This is a genomic window from Pseudomonas protegens, assembly GCF_003363755.1.
Lineage (GTDB): Bacteria > Pseudomonadota > Gammaproteobacteria > Pseudomonadales > Pseudomonadaceae > Aquipseudomonas > Aquipseudomonas danubii.
In genome coordinates this window covers 1,504,977-1,519,740 of record NZ_CP031396.1, presented here as the reverse complement: position 1 = coordinate 1,519,740, position 14,764 = coordinate 1,504,977, and the positions used below count along the sequence as shown (strand labels likewise).

General features: G+C 62.7%; 15 protein-coding genes. 7 read left to right on the top strand and 8 right to left on the bottom strand.

Annotated elements, in window-relative coordinates:
• Nucleotides 1–30 precede the first annotated feature (30 nt).
• The 6 genes from DWF74_RS06395 to DWF74_RS06370 form a co-directional block, all read right to left on the bottom strand.
• Nucleotides 31–1,755 carry a ShlB/FhaC/HecB family hemolysin secretion/activation protein gene (locus tag DWF74_RS06395; protein ID WP_115580624.1) on the bottom strand — a complete coding sequence of 575 codons (1,725 nt, stop codon included), beginning with the start codon at nt 1,753–1,755 and terminating at the stop codon, nt 31–33.
• A 765-nt stretch (nt 1,756–2,520) separates the two neighbouring features.
• On the bottom strand, nt 2,521–3,852 hold the full coding sequence (locus DWF74_RS06390) for a deoxyguanosinetriphosphate triphosphohydrolase (protein WP_102860919.1): 1,332 nt from the start codon (nt 3,850–3,852) through the stop codon (nt 2,521–2,523).
• Between the two features lie 139 nt (nt 3,853–3,991).
• On the bottom strand, nt 3,992–5,155 hold the full coding sequence (locus tag DWF74_RS06385; RefSeq protein ID WP_102860920.1) for an EAL domain-containing protein: 1,164 nt from the start codon (nt 5,153–5,155) through the stop codon (nt 3,992–3,994).
• 212 nt (nt 5,156–5,367) lie between these two features.
• Nucleotides 5,368–5,709, bottom strand: a complete 342-nt coding sequence (locus DWF74_RS06380) for a hypothetical protein (protein ID WP_102860921.1) — start codon at nt 5,707–5,709, stop codon at nt 5,368–5,370.
• Complete coding sequence (locus DWF74_RS06375) at nt 5,706–6,095, bottom strand: phage holin family protein (RefSeq protein ID WP_102860922.1); 390 nt, start codon at nt 6,093–6,095, stop codon at nt 5,706–5,708. Before DWF74_RS06375 ends, DWF74_RS06380 begins: the two co-directional genes overlap by 4 nt.
• A gap of 1 nt (nt 6,096) precedes the next feature.
• Nucleotides 6,097–6,411: a DUF883 family protein gene (locus DWF74_RS06370; protein ID WP_011062506.1), complete on the bottom strand. Its 315-nt coding sequence runs from the start codon at nt 6,409–6,411 to the stop codon at nt 6,097–6,099.
• Between the two features lie 333 nt (nt 6,412–6,744).
• Here DWF74_RS06370 and DWF74_RS06365 point away from each other — a divergent pair, with 333 nt between their 5' ends.
• A complete protein-coding gene (locus DWF74_RS06365; protein WP_115582428.1) occupies nt 6,745–7,953 on the top strand; it encodes an ammonium transporter in 1,209 nt (402 codons plus the stop codon).
• Between the two features lie 50 nt (nt 7,954–8,003).
• Here the strand turns inward: DWF74_RS06365 and DWF74_RS06360 are convergent, their stop codons facing one another.
• Nucleotides 8,004–9,959: a monovalent cation:proton antiporter family protein gene (locus DWF74_RS06360; protein ID WP_115580623.1), complete on the bottom strand. Its 1,956-nt coding sequence runs from the start codon at nt 9,957–9,959 to the stop codon at nt 8,004–8,006.
• A gap of 299 nt (nt 9,960–10,258) precedes the next feature.
• On the opposite strand from DWF74_RS06360, the gene DWF74_RS06355 reads away from it, so the two are divergent.
• From DWF74_RS06355 to DWF74_RS06340, 4 genes are all read left to right on the top strand, one after another.
• The gene (locus DWF74_RS06355; protein ID WP_102860924.1) at nt 10,259–10,495 is read left to right on the top strand and encodes a glutaredoxin family protein; all 237 of its coding nucleotides are present in this window, start codon (nt 10,259–10,261) and stop codon (nt 10,493–10,495) included.
• A gap of 112 nt (nt 10,496–10,607) precedes the next feature.
• The gene (locus DWF74_RS06350; RefSeq protein WP_102860925.1) at nt 10,608–11,054 is read left to right on the top strand and encodes a S24 family peptidase; all 447 of its coding nucleotides are present in this window, start codon (nt 10,608–10,610) and stop codon (nt 11,052–11,054) included.
• A gap of 40 nt (nt 11,055–11,094) precedes the next feature.
• Nucleotides 11,095–11,415, top strand: a complete 321-nt coding sequence (locus DWF74_RS06345) for a transcriptional regulator (protein ID WP_102860926.1) — start codon at nt 11,095–11,097, stop codon at nt 11,413–11,415.
• A gap of 78 nt (nt 11,416–11,493) precedes the next feature.
• Nucleotides 11,494–12,384, top strand: a complete 891-nt coding sequence (locus tag DWF74_RS06340; protein WP_102860927.1) for a pseudouridine synthase — start codon at nt 11,494–11,496, stop codon at nt 12,382–12,384.
• A gap of 72 nt (nt 12,385–12,456) precedes the next feature.
• Here the strand turns inward: DWF74_RS06340 and DWF74_RS06335 are convergent, their stop codons facing one another.
• Entirely contained in the window at nt 12,457–12,678 is a 222-nt protein-coding gene (locus DWF74_RS06335) for a YgdI/YgdR family lipoprotein (protein ID WP_102860928.1), read from the bottom strand.
• A gap of 284 nt (nt 12,679–12,962) precedes the next feature.
• Here DWF74_RS06335 and moaB point away from each other — a divergent pair, with 284 nt between their 5' ends.
• Nucleotides 12,963–13,502, top strand: a complete 540-nt coding sequence (gene moaB / locus DWF74_RS06330; protein ID WP_115580622.1) for a molybdenum cofactor biosynthesis protein B — start codon at nt 12,963–12,965, stop codon at nt 13,500–13,502.
• A complete protein-coding gene (locus DWF74_RS06325) occupies nt 13,486–14,712 on the top strand; it encodes a molybdopterin molybdotransferase MoeA (protein ID WP_102860930.1) in 1,227 nt (408 codons plus the stop codon). The genes moaB and DWF74_RS06325 overlap by 17 nt, the downstream gene beginning before the upstream one ends.
• The last annotated feature ends 52 nt before the right edge of the window (nt 14,713–14,764 follow it).

Here is a 14,764-nt window from a genome sequence, read left to right as displayed (position 1 = left end):
GTCGGGTATTTCAGGCTAATCGGCGGTTGATCAAATCTGCAGGCTGAACCTGGCCAGCCAGACTTCCGGTTCTGTGCGAAAGCCCTGCGGGTTGGTGAGGCTGCGTTGGTAATCCAGGTCGACCTGGAGGTTTTTCCAGGCCAGGTTGAGGCCCAGGCTGGCACCGCCGAGATGGCGGCTCTGGGCGCCGTGCTCAGCCTTGATCCAGCCGTTGTCCAGGCCCAGGCGTGGGGTGATCTTGATCGGCAGGTCGCTGTTGAGCGGCAGGCGCAGGGTGTTGCGCCACACCGCGCCGATGGCGCCGGAGGCACTGTTGACGCGGTAGCCGCGCACGGCCGAGTCATCGGTGCCCAGCAGTTGTTCGATGGCCGGCAGCGGGTCCGGGCTGTATTGGGCCGAGAGCTGGCTCTGCCACTGCCAGCGCTGCTCGCCCAGCTGGCCGTTGCGCCACTGGCTGAGGCCGGCGCGGTACTTGCGGAACTGCGCCTGGGGCAGGTTGCGTTGCACCTGCTGCGAGTCACGGTCGGCGCCGAACCAGGTCAGGCCCTGGGCGTAATTGACATCCAGGTTCCATACCGCGCTGTTGAGCCAGAACAGGTTGAGCCCGGCCTCGGCCACGGTCAGGGTCGGGCTCTGGATCTGCAGGTGGGCCTTTTGCAGGTAGCTGTCCACGTCCTTGTAGGCCAGTTGCAGGTTGGCGCTGAGCTGGTGGCTCTGATCGCGCCACAGCACCCGGTCGGCGCGGCCGCTGACCATGTCGGTGCGGCCGCTGTTGTACAGGGTGGTGCGGGCCAGCTTCAGCGGGGCGCGGTATTCGGCGTGGCTGGCGAACAGGCTGTAGGTCCAGTAACCGTAGGGCACCGAGTAGAACAGGCTGCTGCTGCGGCTGTAGCGCGGGCCGTGGTTGAGGGTGTCGCTGTAGTTCAGGTTCAGCGCGTCGTTGATCTGCAACGGGCTGTCGAGGTTGAGGTTGATCGACTGGCGGTCGCGGCCGGTGCCGGCGCTGCCGAGGTTATCCACACCCAGGCCGAGGCCCCAGCGCGCGGCGCTGCTGCGCGAACGCAGGATGATCCGCGAGGCGCCGGGCTGGCTGCCGGGGGCGATGTCGGCGGTCAGGTCCAGGGAGCGCAGGCGGTTCAACTGGTCCAGGCCCTGTTCCAGGTCCCGCAGGTTCAGCGGCTTGCCGAGCATGCCGGGGAAGGCCCCGCCCAGGGACACCGGCAGGCTCTGGTCGGCCAGTTCGATGGCTTCGACGTAGCCTTCCTCCACCAGGATATCCAGGCTGTGCCCGGCGGCCGGGGTGCTGGCCAGGTACGGGCGGCTGGCAATGTAGCCGGCCTCGACATAGAGGCGAGTGATGGCCGCCAGCAACTGGTTGATCTGATTGACCCCCATGCACGGCGCTACGTACGGCTTGATGGCGTCGTTGAGCCGGGTTTTGCCGAACAGGCTGACACCGCCGATGCGGGTGCCGCTTAAGGGCCAGCAGCGGCTGTCGCTGGCGGTCTGCTCCGGCAGGTTGGGCGTGGCCGGGGTGCTGCTGAAGCTGCCGCGCTGCATCTGCCGCTGGCGCTGCTCCAGTTGCAACTGTTGCAGGTCCCGTTGCTGTTGCTGCTGCAGGCGCAGGGCTTCCTGACCCGGTTGCAGATCGTCGGCCAAGGCCGGGGCCAGGCAACTCAGACCCAGTACCAGTCCCAGGCACCAGCTGCCGGAGTGGGCAAGAAGGGAGCGGTCGGTGCGTGATGAATAGGGCACTTGGCATCCTTACTGTAAAAAGACCAAGTGACGAACAACAGAAAAGCCGATCGTTGAGGCTCAACTAGTGACGTCGCTTTAAGTTCTGCACGGTGAATATGAGGTGCCGTCGATTGCTATATCGTTGGCCTATGTTCAAGTGCTCGCGAGTGACAATTCCTGAGTGAGAGCCGGGTGCTTCAATCTAAAATCAGGTATGACAAAAGGGTTGAGTGAGTTGCAGTGCAAACGTTACAGCGCAGTGTGAAATTAATTTTTCCGAGGGCGGTCAGCGGGGAAATATCTTGTTGAAATCGAGACTATCCGAAACTAAAAACTCGATTTGTACGTAAATTGTAAATACATAGAAGGCTAACAAAAATTCCTGGCGGCCTTGACTGGCAAGGGGTTCAGGGAATTCGTGAGAATCTGCAAAGGTAGGATGTTTGGTTGAATCAAGAACAGGTGTTCGAATTTGTGAAAGCAGCGCAATATCTGCGCCCCGCACACCAAGTGTTTACGGCTAGTTGCTCTTTCTATCTGAGTAGTTGCTCTAATCGTGTTGTTCGTTAATTGAAGTCATGTTGGTCGGGGAATGCCTTAGAGTCGGGCTCTTGAATGAAATGCCCGTAGCGCCGAGTGTTTTTCCCCTTGTACTGGCGTATATCTGGAGTTTGTCGGCTGCTGTTGCGGCGGCCGGGCTAGGGGAATCCCTTAGTTGTTGATTGGATGTTGCAGGTCATATCAAGTGCCTGGCGCAGCGGCCAGGCACTTGATGAGCGAGGGTCATTGCGGACTTGAGCGTCCGGTCATTTCCCGGGCCATTTCACTGGCGTAGCTGTCGGTCATGCCGGCGATGAAATCGATCATGCGCAGGAACGAGGTGTGCAGCGGCCAGTTCGGGTCCGGTGCGTTATTGCCCAGCAGATCGAGAATCCGCCGGTTCTTGAACGACGGGGTCTTGCCGCCGTGCTGCTCCAATGCCGCGCCGCAAAACGAGTTCAGGAGAATTTCCAGGGTGGTGTAGGCGCCGATCTCGTGCAGGGTCTTGCGCTTGTCCTGGAAGATCTTGCGCCGCGCCACGTCCTTGGCATTGAGCACACAACGCTTGGCCGGGCCATGCATGTGCTCCACCAGATCGCCGTGCAGGGTGCCGGCCAGCAGGGCGTCCTGCTGTTCGACAAAGGCCCGGGCGGCGGCGTTGGTCAGGTGCTCGATGGCCTTGCCCCGCAGGATCGCCAGGCGCCGCCGGCGCGAATCCCCCGGGCCCAGCTGGCGATAGGTTTCCGGCAGGTCGTCGCCCACCAGCCCCAACAGCAGGGACTCGACTTCGGCGTACTCCAAAAGGTCCATCTCCAGGCCGTCTTCCAGGTCGATCAGGGCGTAGCAGATGTCGTCCGCCGCTTCCATCAGGTACACCAGCGGATGCCGGGCCCAGCGCTGTTCCTCCAGCTGCGGCAGGCCCAGCTTGTGGGCGATCTGTTCCAGCAGCGGCAATTCGCTCTGGTAGCAGCCGAACTTGTGCTTCTTGTAGCCCAGGGAATCGGCGTGGCGCGCGGTCCAGGGGTACTTGAGGTAGGTGCCGAGGGTGGCGTAGGTCAGCCGGGTGCCGCCATCGAACTGATGATATTCAAGCTGGGTCAGGACCCGGAAACCCTGGGCATTGCCTTCGAAATTGAGGAAGTCCTGGCGTTCGGCCTCGCTCATCGCGTCCAGCCAGCCACGCCCGGCGGCCTGCTGGAACCAGTGGCGGATGGCGTCTTCGCCAGAATGGCCGAAGGGCGGGTTGCCGATGTCGTGAGCCAGGCAGGCCGACTGCACGATCATCCCCAGGTCGCTGGGGTCGCACCAGTCGGGCAGGGCGCCGCGCAGGGTCTCGCCGACGCGCATGCCCAGGGAGCGCCCGACGCAACTGACTTCCAGGGAGTGGGTCAGGCGAGTGTGGATATGGTCGTTGCTGGACACCGGGTGCACCTGGGTCTTGCGCCCCAGGCGGCGGAAGGCGCCGGAGAAGATGATGCGGTCATGGTCTTTATGGAAAGGGCTACGGCCGAGTTCTTCCGGGCTGTGCACTGGCTTTCCGAGGCGTTCGCGGTTGAGCAGGGTCTGCCAATCCAAGGCGGGGTCTCTCCGAAAAAAAACTGAAGGGCAGAGCTTCCGGGTTCCTGGGCGTGGCCGCAAGAGGGGCGTGGCCTGCACTCGTGTATCCATCGCGTCGCCGCGTTTGTCGGCAAGCCGGCTGGAAACAAGGCGAGGGCTACAGGCCGGCGGCGTCGATATCGATCAGCAGCAGGCGCTGGCCGTTGTCGAAGAACTGGCCGGCAGTCAGGCAGTACTGGTTGCTGGTGGCGTCGCGGTAGGTGTTGGACAGGGTCAGGCGGCGCTCCTCCCAGCCTTCGGCCAGCAGGTGATAGAAGTACGGGCGCCACGACCAGTTGTGGCCGACGTAGCTGCTGTCGGCCTGCCAGTGGTCATGCCGCCATTCCAGGTTCGGGGTCAGTTGGGTGCCGTGGCGGTCGCACTGGTAGAAACGCAGCAGCCAGGGAAAGGCCTCCACGGCGGGCAGTTGGCTGATGGGAGCCTGAGCCTGGGCCCAGGCCTGCAACAGGTTCATCAGCTCTGCCAGTTGCTGGCGCATGCGCATCAGGCGGTTGCGTTCGGCCAGCTTGTGCCGCACATAGCGCTCGCGCAGGCGGGCGAAGGGCTGGACGAAGGCATCGCTGGCGAACAGCTGTTCTTCGGCCCGGGCAAACAGGAAGCCCTGTACGTAACGCGAGCCGCACTCCAGGGCGAAATCCAGTTCGGCTTCGGTTTCCACCCCTTCGGCGATGATCCAGCAGCCGGTTTTTTCCGCCATCTGTGCCAGGGCCTTGACCACATCGCTGCTGGGCCCGCCCCGGGCTGCGGCCTGGAACAGGCGCATGTCGAGCTTGAGGATGTCCGGTTGCAGCGCCAGCACCCGGTCCAGTTGCGAGTAGCCGGCGCCGAAATCGTCGATGGCGATTCGCGCCCCCGCCTGGCGATAGCGCGCCACCACCTCGGTCAGGCGCTGGCTGTTGCCCCCCAGCTCGGTGATCTCGAAGACGATGCGCCGCGGATCGACCTCGTTTTGCTGCAACTGCTTGAGGCTGGGCAACGGCTGTCCTGGCCGCAATCGACTGATCCAGCGTGGGGAAATGTTCAGGCTCAGGAACCAGTCCGCCGGGGCTTCGTGCAGGCGGCGCAAGGCATCGTCGCGGACCAGGCGATCAAGACGGCGCAAGGCGCTGGAAGGGGTGCGGGGATCGGCGAACAGCGGCCCCACCGACGCCAGTTGCCCATTGCCCTGGCGCAGGCGGCCCAGAGCTTCGACTCCGGCGATGCGCCCGGTAGCGGTATCGATGAATGGCTGGAAGCAGGCGAGCGGTTGCCCGTCGATCACAGGGCCTCCTTATAGAGTCTTGTTGGTAGGGGGGGCTGTGGCTGTCGGGTAGACAGACAGGCGTCCAGGCTGGGTGAACATTGCCGCGTTCGACAATACGGCGTTTTCACCCACCCTGGGTCGACCCCTTGGTTAAGGGGCCGATCCGGGTTGCTTAGCAAGAATGCAGCCAGATCAGCCGTTGCCTGTTGCAGGCGCTTGCCGATGCTCGCTCAGGGTTTGCGCGAGGCGCCTTGCAGCGCCAGTCTGATCAGAGGCAACAGGCTGGTGCCCAGGCGTATCAGGCGGGTGAGGCTGCTGGTGCCGCCGCTCTTGGCACCCTTGCCGGTGATGAACCCCAGCAGGGTCACCGCCGCCACGCCCCAGAGTGGGGCGTGCTTGATGCCAAAGCCTTCCTGCCAGCTTTGCCCAAGGCCGCGAACCCGTTGCAGGGGTTGCAGCAATTGCTGGGACTCGTGACGGATTTCCTGGCGGTGCATTTCCATGCGCAGGCGGATCAGTACCTTGCGCATTTCCCGGCGTGAGGTGTTCTGCGGAATGTCCGGCAACTTCATGGCAGCAGGCGCTCCCGATCATTGGCCAGCTCTTCGAGCGTGGCGTGGAAGGGCGAAGATTCATCAAAGATCGCCGACTTCAGGCGCAGGCCGCAGAACACTGCCGCCAGGGTGTAGAACACGCACAGGCCGATGATCCCGGCCAGGCGATAGCTGTCCCACAGCAGGATCAGCACCAGCGCCGACAACCCCACCAGCAACAGCAGGGCAAACACCAGAGCCAGGCCGGCAAACAGCAGCAGGCTGACGGTGCGGGCTTTCTGTTCCTGTAACTCGATGCCGAACAATTCGACGTGGCTGTGCAACAGGCCCAGGACAGCGGCCCCCAGGCGCCGCGAGGACGCGCTTGGACCGCTGCCGGACGAAGTGGATTCGCCGATAGCCATATCAGCGCCGCGTCGCCAGCAGGCCGATGAGAAAGCCGACGCCGGCAGCAATCCCGACGGACTGCCAAGGGTTGCTCTGTACATAGTCTTCAGCAGCCGTGACTGCAGCCTGGCCACGCTGGCGCAGGGAGTCCTCGGTCAGTTGCAGGGTTTCCCGGGCCTTGAGCAGGCTGTCGTGGATCTGCTCGCGCAGTTCATCAGCCTGGTCGCCGGCCAGGGTCGCGGTGTGTTCCAGCAGACGCTCCGTGTCACTGACCAGTGCCTGAAAATCCGCCATCAGTACTTCTTGAGCCGTCTTCGCCGTTTTGCTGGCCATGGTTGTTTCTCCGTTGATTGCGTGTGTGAGCTATGAGTGTGAGCCCCGAGTGAAGGTTCACTGTAATTGTCTGGTACAGCTTTTGCTTTGTCCTGGTGCGCAAGGCGTGACGCTTGCGCCGAAAACGAGCAAGGGTGGCGCTCTAGCCCGCGTCAACCCTGGGCAAAAAAATCACAACCTCAGGTCAATCTCCTTCCCGTGGTTTCGCGTGCGGCCCCTGGCGCGCCAAAACGGTTCACCGATTACGCGTGATGGCGTGTCCCGGAGCCAATTTGGTGCAAGGCCGGCCGTGGAGCCGGGGAGATGATGGCCGATTTCGGATCTGCCTACTCCATGGAAAATCTGCAAAGCGCTGTGGACACCCTGGTCCACGGTTCCAACACCCTGTTCATTCTGATCGGGGCGGTCATGGTCCTGGCCATGCACGCCGGTTTTGCCTTCCTCGAAGTGGGCACGGTCCGGCAGAAGAATCAGGTCAATGCGCTGTCGAAAATCCTCAGCGACTTCGCCGTCTCGACCCTGGCCTATTTCTTTATAGGCTATTGGATCTCCTACGGCGTGAGCTTCCTGCAACCAGCGGCGGTGATCAGTGCCGACCACGGCTACGGTCTGGTGAAGTTCTTTTTCCTGCTGACCTTCGCCGCAGCGATTCCGGCGATTATCTCCGGCGGCATCGCCGAGCGTGCGCGTTTTGTACCGCAATTGTGCGCCACGGTGCTGATCGTGGCGTTCGTCTATCCATTCTTCGAGGGGCTGGTGTGGAACGGCAACTTTGGGGTGCAAGCCTGGTTGCAGCAGCGTTTTGGCGCCGGCTTCCATGATTTTGCCGGGTCCGTGGTGGTGCACGCCATGGGCGGCTGGCTGGCGCTGGCAGTGGTGCTGTTGCTGGGGCCGCGCAACGGCCGTTACCGCGACGGCAAGCTGGTGGCGTTCGCGCCGTCGAGCATTCCCTTCCTGGCGTTGGGCTCGTGGATCCTGATTGTCGGCTGGTTCGGCTTCAACGTGATGAGCGCCCAGACCCTGCAAGGGGTGAGTGGGCTGGTGGCGGTGAACTCGCTGATGGCCATGGTTGGCGGCACCGTGGCGGCGTTGATCGTCGGGCGCAACGACCCGGGCTTCCTGCACAACGGGCCGCTGGCCGGGTTGGTGGCGATCTGCGCCGGCTCCGACCTGATGCATCCGGTGGGCGCCTTGGTCACCGGGGCGATGGCCGGGGCCTTGTTCGTCTGGTGCTTCATGGCCGCCCAGAGCCGCTGGAAGATCGACGATGTGCTCGGAGTCTGGCCGCTGCATGGCCTGTGCGGTGTGTGGGGCGGGATTGCCTGCGGGATCTTCGGCCAGCGTGCATTGGGTGGGTTGGGCGGTGTCAGCCTGGCCAGCCAGTTGATTGGCACCGGCCTTGGGGTACTGGTGGCGCTGCTGGGCGGATTCGCCGTGTATGGCGTGATCAAGGCCGTCTGCGGGCTGCGCCTGACCCAGGAGCAGGAGTATTACGGCGCCGACCTGTCGCTGCACAAGATCGGTGCGGTGAGTCAGGACTGAGGGGCCGCGGGCCCAGGCAGCGAACTGCTCAGGGCCGCGGCGGGACGGCCTCAACCGCCCTGCAGGCGTGCTTCGCAGGCCTCGATCGCGGCCTGGGAACCGGACACCAGTATCCGGTCTCCGGCTCGCAGGCGCGGGGCCGGATTGAGCGGCAGCTCGCTGCCATTGCGTTGCACGCCTTGCACATCCACGCCCAGTGCTTCCAGTCCCAGCTCTTGCAGCAGTCGGTTGCAGGCGTGGGCGTCGGCGTCGAGGTTGACCGCGTGCATCTGCACCGCGGGTGGCTCGTGATTGTCCTGGGTGCTGCTTTGCGCCCCATGGTAGAAACCGTGCAGCAGGCGATAGCGGCTGTGACGCACCTCGTCCACGGTGCGTTGTACCCGTTGCTCCGGCAGGCCAAGCATGATCAGGGCGTGGGAAGCCAGCATCAGGCTCGACTCTAAAAGCTCTGGCACCACTTCATTGGCGCCGGCGGCCTTGAGTTCCGCCAACTGGCTGTCATCCCGGGTCCGCACCAGGATCGGCACGTTGCGGTCCAGGCGTCGCGCGGCCTTGAGTACAGTCAGCGCTATATCGGTTTTATCCACCGCGATCACCAGCAGTCGCGCCCGCTCCAGGCCTACCGCCGCCAGCAGGTCGCTGCGCCGGCAGTCGCCGTAATGCACGCAGCTTTCCGCCGCCGAGGCTTCCTGGACCCGCACTGGGTCATCGTCCAGGGCGATATAGCGCAGTTGCTCATGGTGCAGGAAGCGCCCGATGGATTGGCCGACCCGGCCGTAACCGCAGATCAGTACGTGGCCCTGCAACTGGGCGTTCTGCGCGCTGATTTCCTCCAGTTGAGCGGCCTGGTTGGGCTTGCGGTGCAGGCGAGCAGTGATCAGCGGGGCGGCGCGCAGCAGCAGCGGGGTCAGCAGCATGGAGCAGAAGGTGGCGGCCAGCAGCAGGCTGCTGATCTGCGGCGGGATCATCTGGCTCAGTTGCATCTGCGCCATGAGGGCGAAGCAGAATTCACCACCCTGGGCCAGGGCCAGGCCGCTGCGCCAGGCGGTTTCGCCGTCACTGCCGCGCAGCTTGAGCAAGGCGGCCACTACCGAGCCCTTGATCAGTAGCAGGGCCAGGGTCAGGCCGAGGATCAACAGGCTGTGGTCGATGAACAGTTGCAGGTCGATGAGCATGCCGATGCTGACGAAGAACAACCCCAGGAGAATGTCGCGGAACGGACGGATATCGGCTTCGATCTGGTGCCGGTAGTGGCTTTCTCCCAGCAGCATGCCGGCAAGGAAGGCCCCCAGGGCCGGCGACAGGCCCAGCAAATGGGTGAGCCAGGCGGTCAGCAGCACAATCACCAGGGCCAGCAGTACGAACAGCTCGGCAGAGTGGGAGGCGGCGACTTCGTGGAACAGCCGGGGCAGCAGCCAGCGGCTGGCCAGCAGCAGGCCGAAGAACAGCACCAGGGTCTTGCCCAGGGTGACAGGCAGGGCCCAGTACCAGGCCTGGTCGCTGTGGCCGGCGAAGACCGGCACCAGGGTCAGCAACAGCACCGCCACCACGTCCTGGAACAGCAGCACGCCGATGGCATTCTGTCCGTGGCTGCTGAAGATCTCGCCGAGGCTGGTCAGCTCCTTGCTGACGATGGCGGTGGACGACAGGGCCAGGCCGGTGCCGAGCATCAGCGCCGAGGCCAGGGGCATGCCGAACAAGGCCAGGAGCACGCCGAGGATCAGGCCACTGCACAGCACTTGCAGGCTACCCAGGCCAAACACCACGCGGCGCAGGGCGAGCATCTTCGACAGAGAGAATTCCAGGCCCAGGGAAAACAGCAGGAAGACCACCCCCAGTTCCGCCAGGTCCGGCAGGTCCTCGCTGTCATTGACCCAGTCCAGGGCGGTGGGTCCGACCATCAGCCCCACTGACAGATAGCCCAGGACCGGTGGCAGGCTCAGGCGCCGGAACAGCGCAATGACCACCAGTGATGAAGCGAGAATGATCAGCAGATTGGCAAACAACGGGCATCTCCGGACAAGGGGCGGGCAGGGCAAAGCCTAGAGGCAAAAAGGCCGCGAGGATCGCCCGGTTGGCGGTAAATAATGCTGACTCATGTCATTTTTTGTTGAGAATTTCGCATATTTGCGAGCCTTGGCCAGGCTCAGAAAGTGTCTATCGAGGTGCTGTACGCCTGTCGGAGCATTCTCTGTGCAGGGCCGCAGAGGGGCAGGGGGCCTGGGCATATCTGGACAGAGGCGGGTCGACGGCTTTCGCGCTCGGGCCTAAAATAAGCACCCGTTCTTCACACGGTTGCCCTGTCATGCCCCCTGAATGCCAATTGTTCGGCACCCTTGGTTGCCACCTGTGCGAACTGGCCGAGGCCGAGTTGATGCCGCTAGTGGAGCACGGCCTGATGGTCGAGTTGGTGGACATCGCCGAGAGTCAGGAACTGTTCGAAAGCTATGGCCTGCGTATCCCGGTGTTGCGCCGGGTGGACAATGGCGCCGAGCTCGGCTGGCCCTTCGACGCCGAGCAGGTGGTGGCGTTCCTGCGCTGACACTTGGCTTGCAACATCCGATGCTTCCGCCTGTCGCCCGTGGTCAGAATTCATTGGCGAGATCTGTCGATTGGTTTACTGTATGCATATACAGCTATCGAGGAGTCTCGCCATGTCTCTCACTTTCCTGACCGGTACCGAACGCTCACAGCCGTTGCCAACCTGTTTTCTGGAACTGGGTGATAGCGGCTGCGCTGCCGTTGCCAATGAGCCCACCGGTAGCGGCTTTTCCCTGGATCGGACCCTGGGTCTGGGGTCTCCCCAGATCCACGGCCTGTTGGTGGACGACGACAACCTGCTGGGGTTCGGCATCTACCCCGGGGATCGGCTGATCGTCGATCGCTCAGCCAATCCGGTGGTGGACCAGTACTTGGTGGTACGTCCCCAAGGCGCCCATGAATACTCGCTGCGCCTGCTGGCTCCCGATCCTCGTGGCGGTCTTTTGCTCAAGGCGGCGCGCCCTTCAATCCCTTCCTTGGTGCTGGATGACCTAGGCTCGATCGAGATCTGGGGCGTGGTGTTGTGGGTGGTCAGTTATGTGGGACGCAAGCAGCCCTGATGGATATGGCGGACGCTTCAAACGGTTAAAGGAATAAATGATGGTCAATGTCGAACAACTGAAAAACAGCGTGAACAGCATGTCCACTGATGTGCTCCGTGAGGCGGTGCTTGAGTTACGCCTGGATGGGTTGGTCACCGAGGGCAAGACCCCCTTCAACAAGCTGCACTTCAATACCTGCTTTGCCGAGATCGAAGCCCTGTTCCAGCGAGCGGGGTACCACCGGCAACTGGATGTGGTGGGTTATCAGGGGCTGCTCTATGCCCTCTATGATCCGGGTCGCTGGGAGGCTGTGGACGTGCTGCGCTGGCTCAAGGAGTTCACCGAGGCAGCGGCCCAGGCCAAGCACTCGTGTGCCTGAGGTCGGGCAAACTGCTTCTAGGTTCCTGAGGGGCGCTGTTGGATAATGCCGCCTTGCATTGATCTTTCGAGCTTTTGTATGTCCACCGCGAGCTTTTCCGCTGCACAGCATCAGGCCAGTACCTTGTATCTGCCCCCTGGCTCCTGGCCGACGGTGCTGGATTGCCTGTGTGATCACTTCAAGGCCATCAGTCGTGAACAATGGCTGGATCGTATCGCCCGCGGCCGAGTGCTGGACGGGCAGGGCCAGCCCATCAGTCTGGACCTGGCCTATCGCGAAGGCTTGCGGATTCATTATTTTCGCGAGGTGCCGGATGAGAAGGTGATCCCGGTGCAGGAGACCATCCTCTATGCCGACGAGCATCTGGTGGTGGCGGACAAACCGCATTTTCTTCCGGTCACCCCTGCGGGCGAGTACGTCGAGCAGACTTTGCTGCGTCGCCTTATCCGCCGCCTGGACAACCCGAATCTGGTGCCCCTGCATCGCATTGACCGGCATACTGCAGGGCTGGTGTTGTTTTCTGCCCATCCCGGCAGCCGCTCGGCCTATCAAGCGTTGTTCCCTACCCGGCAGATCGAGAAACGCTATGAAGCCATTGCCGGCGCCTTGCCACACCTGAGTTTTCCCCTGGTGCACAAAAGCCGATTGGTGGACGGGGAGCCCTTCTTCCGCATGCAGGAAGGCGAGGGGGCGAGCAATACCGAAACCGCCATCGACGTCAGGGAAAGGCACGGCGATCTGTGGCGCTATGCCTTGTACCCGGTGACCGGCAAGAAGCATCAGTTGCGGGTACACATGAGTGCCCTTGGAGCGGCGATCTGCAATGACCCGTTCTACCCCGAGGTGCTCAAGGACGCCGAGGATGACTATGACAATCCACTGAAGCTGCTGGCTCAGGGCCTGCGCTTCATCGATCCGCTGACTGGGCAGGAGCGCGATTTCGAAAGCCGTATCAGTCTGCAGTGGTGAAAAACCGTCTCGCAGAAACAATAAAACCCGCAGCAAGCGGGTTTTATAACATCAGAGCAACCACCGTCGGACTTACAGCTCCTTGACGGTACGAACCTGATCCTTGTTGATGCGAGTGTGTTTGCCGTCCAGCTGTTCAAACTCGTAGAAGCCGGAATCCTTGTCGTATTCAGGGGTATCGACGGCCTGGATTTCGCGACCGTCATTCAGGGTGATCACTGTCGGCGAGGCGCAACCGGCGAGAGTGGCCAGGCCCAGTGCGAGCATGAGAGTGGCGAGGGTCCGTTGAGTCATTGTGTGTCTCCGAAATGAGTACTTTTGAGTGCTGGTCTTCAGACGCATACAACGTCTGCAAGTTCCTTGGCCAGGGACATTCTGTCACGTTGCCGGGCGGATCGCAGGCGTTGGCGGCTGCAGCTTAGCTCACAGCGCCTGTTTGTCCGCGGTCTGGCTTTCTCGACGGCCGGACTGCGTGTGCTGGCAGTCCGGGGCAAGGTGAAGGCCGACCCCGCAGCGGCGCCGGATCAAAGCGCTGTGATATAACACCGGGCTGTGTCTCCTACCTCTGGATCGAGCCTATGAAAGCCAAGGCTGATGTACCTTTTGCTCCCCTGAATATTGCGGTGCTGACCGTCAGTGACACCCGCACCCTGGAAACCGATACCTCCGGCCAGGTCTTCGTCGAGCGCCTGGGCGCCGCGGGCCATCGATTGGCGGCGCGGGTGTTGCTCAAGGACGATCTGTACAAGATCCGCGCCCAGGTCGCCACCTGGATCGCTGATGACGTGGTGCAGGTGGTGTTGATCACCGGCGGCACCGGTTTTACTGGTCGCGACAGTACTCCGGAAGCTGTGTCCTGCCTGCTGGACAAGCAGGTCGATGGTTTTGGCGAGCTGTTCCGGCAGATATCGGTGGCGGATATAGGTACTTCCACTGTGCAGTCCCGTGCCTTGGCCGGGCTGGCCAACGGCACCCTGGTGTGCTGCCTGCCGGGTTCCACCAATGCGGTACGTACCGGCTGGGACGCAATACTGGCCGAGCAATTGGATTCGCGGCATCGGCCGTGCAACTTCGTCCCTCACCTGAAACAGGCGGCGCCTTGTGAATCCCGTGGGTAAGCCGGGCAAGCAGGGGGCCTTGATGCCGGTGGAGCAGGCATTGGCGCGCCTGTTGGCCATGGCCGAGGCAGCGCCCATTGTCGAGCGTGAACGGCTGCCATTGGCAGCCACTGAGGGCCGGGTCCTGGCTGAGGCGCTGGTATCCAGCCTGGATCTGCCGCCTTGGCCCAACAGCGCCATGGATGGATACGCCTTGCGCGTGGAGGACTGGAAGGGCGAGCCCTTGCCGGTCAGCCAGCGGATTTTCGCCGGGCAGTCCCCCGAGCCCTTGCAGCCGGGAACCTGTGCGCGGATCTTCACTGGCGCTCCGGTGCCGGCAGGTGCGGATTGCGTCGAGATGCAGGAAAACACCCAGGTTCAGGATGATCAGCGCGTACGTTTTACCGAGCCATTGAAGGTCGGCCAGAACATCCGTCCCCAGGGCCAGGAAACCACCATAGGCGAGCAGGTCTTGGCTGCCGGTACGCGCTTGGGGCCCATCGAGCAGGGACTGGCAGCGTCCTTGGGATGTGCCGAGCTTGAGGTGCTGCGTCGAGTCCGTGTGGCGGTGTTGTCCACCGGCGACGAACTGGTGGAGCCTGGTCAGCCTCTTGGTCCGGGGCAGATCTACAACAGCAATCGAGTGCTGCTGTGCAGTTGGTTGAAGCGTCTGGGTTGTGAGGTGCTGGATGCGGGAATCCTTCCCGACGATCTTCCCGCGACCCGTCAGCGCCTGGCGGAGTTGGGGGATGTGGACCTGATTCTTTCCACCGGCGGTGTCTCTGTGGGGGAGGCGGACTTTCTCGGCATCGCCCTGCGGGAAGCCGGTGAACTGGCCCTGTGGAAACTGGCGATCAAGCCTGGCAAACCCCTGACCTTCGGACATTTTCGTGGGGTGCCGGTGATTGGCCTGCCGGGCAATCCGGCATCGACCCTGGTGACTTTCGCCCTGCTGGCGCGGCCTTATCTACTGCGGCGCCAGGGCGTGCAGCAGGTGCAACCATTGAGTTTCCAGGTGCCGGCAGGCTTTGTCTGGCCCAAGCCCGGCAATCGTCGCGAATACTTGCGTGGCCGCCTGGAGAATGGGCGAGCGATCATCTATCGCAATCAGAGCTCTGGCGTACTGCGCAGCGCTGCCTGGGCGGAAGGTCTGGTAGAGGTGCTGGAAGGTCGGACTCTGGAGGAAGGTGACGTGGTCAATTTCATTCCCTTGAGTGAAGTGCTGGAGTGAAGTGTTGGATTGATCGGCCACGGGCCCGGTTCGGCGCCGGGTCCGTGCCTTG

Bases quoted from the DNA above. Each gene is read 5' to 3' on its own strand.
- DWF74_RS06380 (WP_102860921.1), bottom strand. From the start codon at position 5,709: ATGAAGTTGCCGGACATTCCGCAGAACACCTCACGCCGGGAAATGCGC.
- DWF74_RS06375 (WP_102860922.1), bottom strand. From the start codon at position 6,095: ATGGCTATCGGCGAATCCACTTCGTCCGGCAGCGGTCCAAGCGCGTCC.
- DWF74_RS06370 (WP_011062506.1), bottom strand. From the start codon at position 6,411: ATGGCCAGCAAAACGGCGAAGACGGCTCAAGAAGTACTGATGGCGGAT.
- DWF74_RS06365 (WP_115582428.1), top strand. From the start codon at position 6,745: ATGGAAAATCTGCAAAGCGCTGTGGACACCCTGGTCCACGGTTCCAAC.
- DWF74_RS06355 (WP_102860924.1), top strand. From the start codon at position 10,259: ATGCCCCCTGAATGCCAATTGTTCGGCACCCTTGGTTGCCACCTGTGC.
- DWF74_RS06350 (WP_102860925.1), top strand. From the start codon at position 10,608: ATGTCTCTCACTTTCCTGACCGGTACCGAACGCTCACAGCCGTTGCCA.
- DWF74_RS06345 (WP_102860926.1), top strand. From the start codon at position 11,095: ATGGTCAATGTCGAACAACTGAAAAACAGCGTGAACAGCATGTCCACT.
- DWF74_RS06340 (WP_102860927.1), top strand. From the start codon at position 11,494: ATGTCCACCGCGAGCTTTTCCGCTGCACAGCATCAGGCCAGTACCTTG.
- DWF74_RS06335 (WP_102860928.1), bottom strand. From the start codon at position 12,678: ATGACTCAACGGACCCTCGCCACTCTCATGCTCGCACTGGGCCTGGCC.
- moaB (WP_115580622.1), top strand. From the start codon at position 12,963: ATGAAAGCCAAGGCTGATGTACCTTTTGCTCCCCTGAATATTGCGGTG.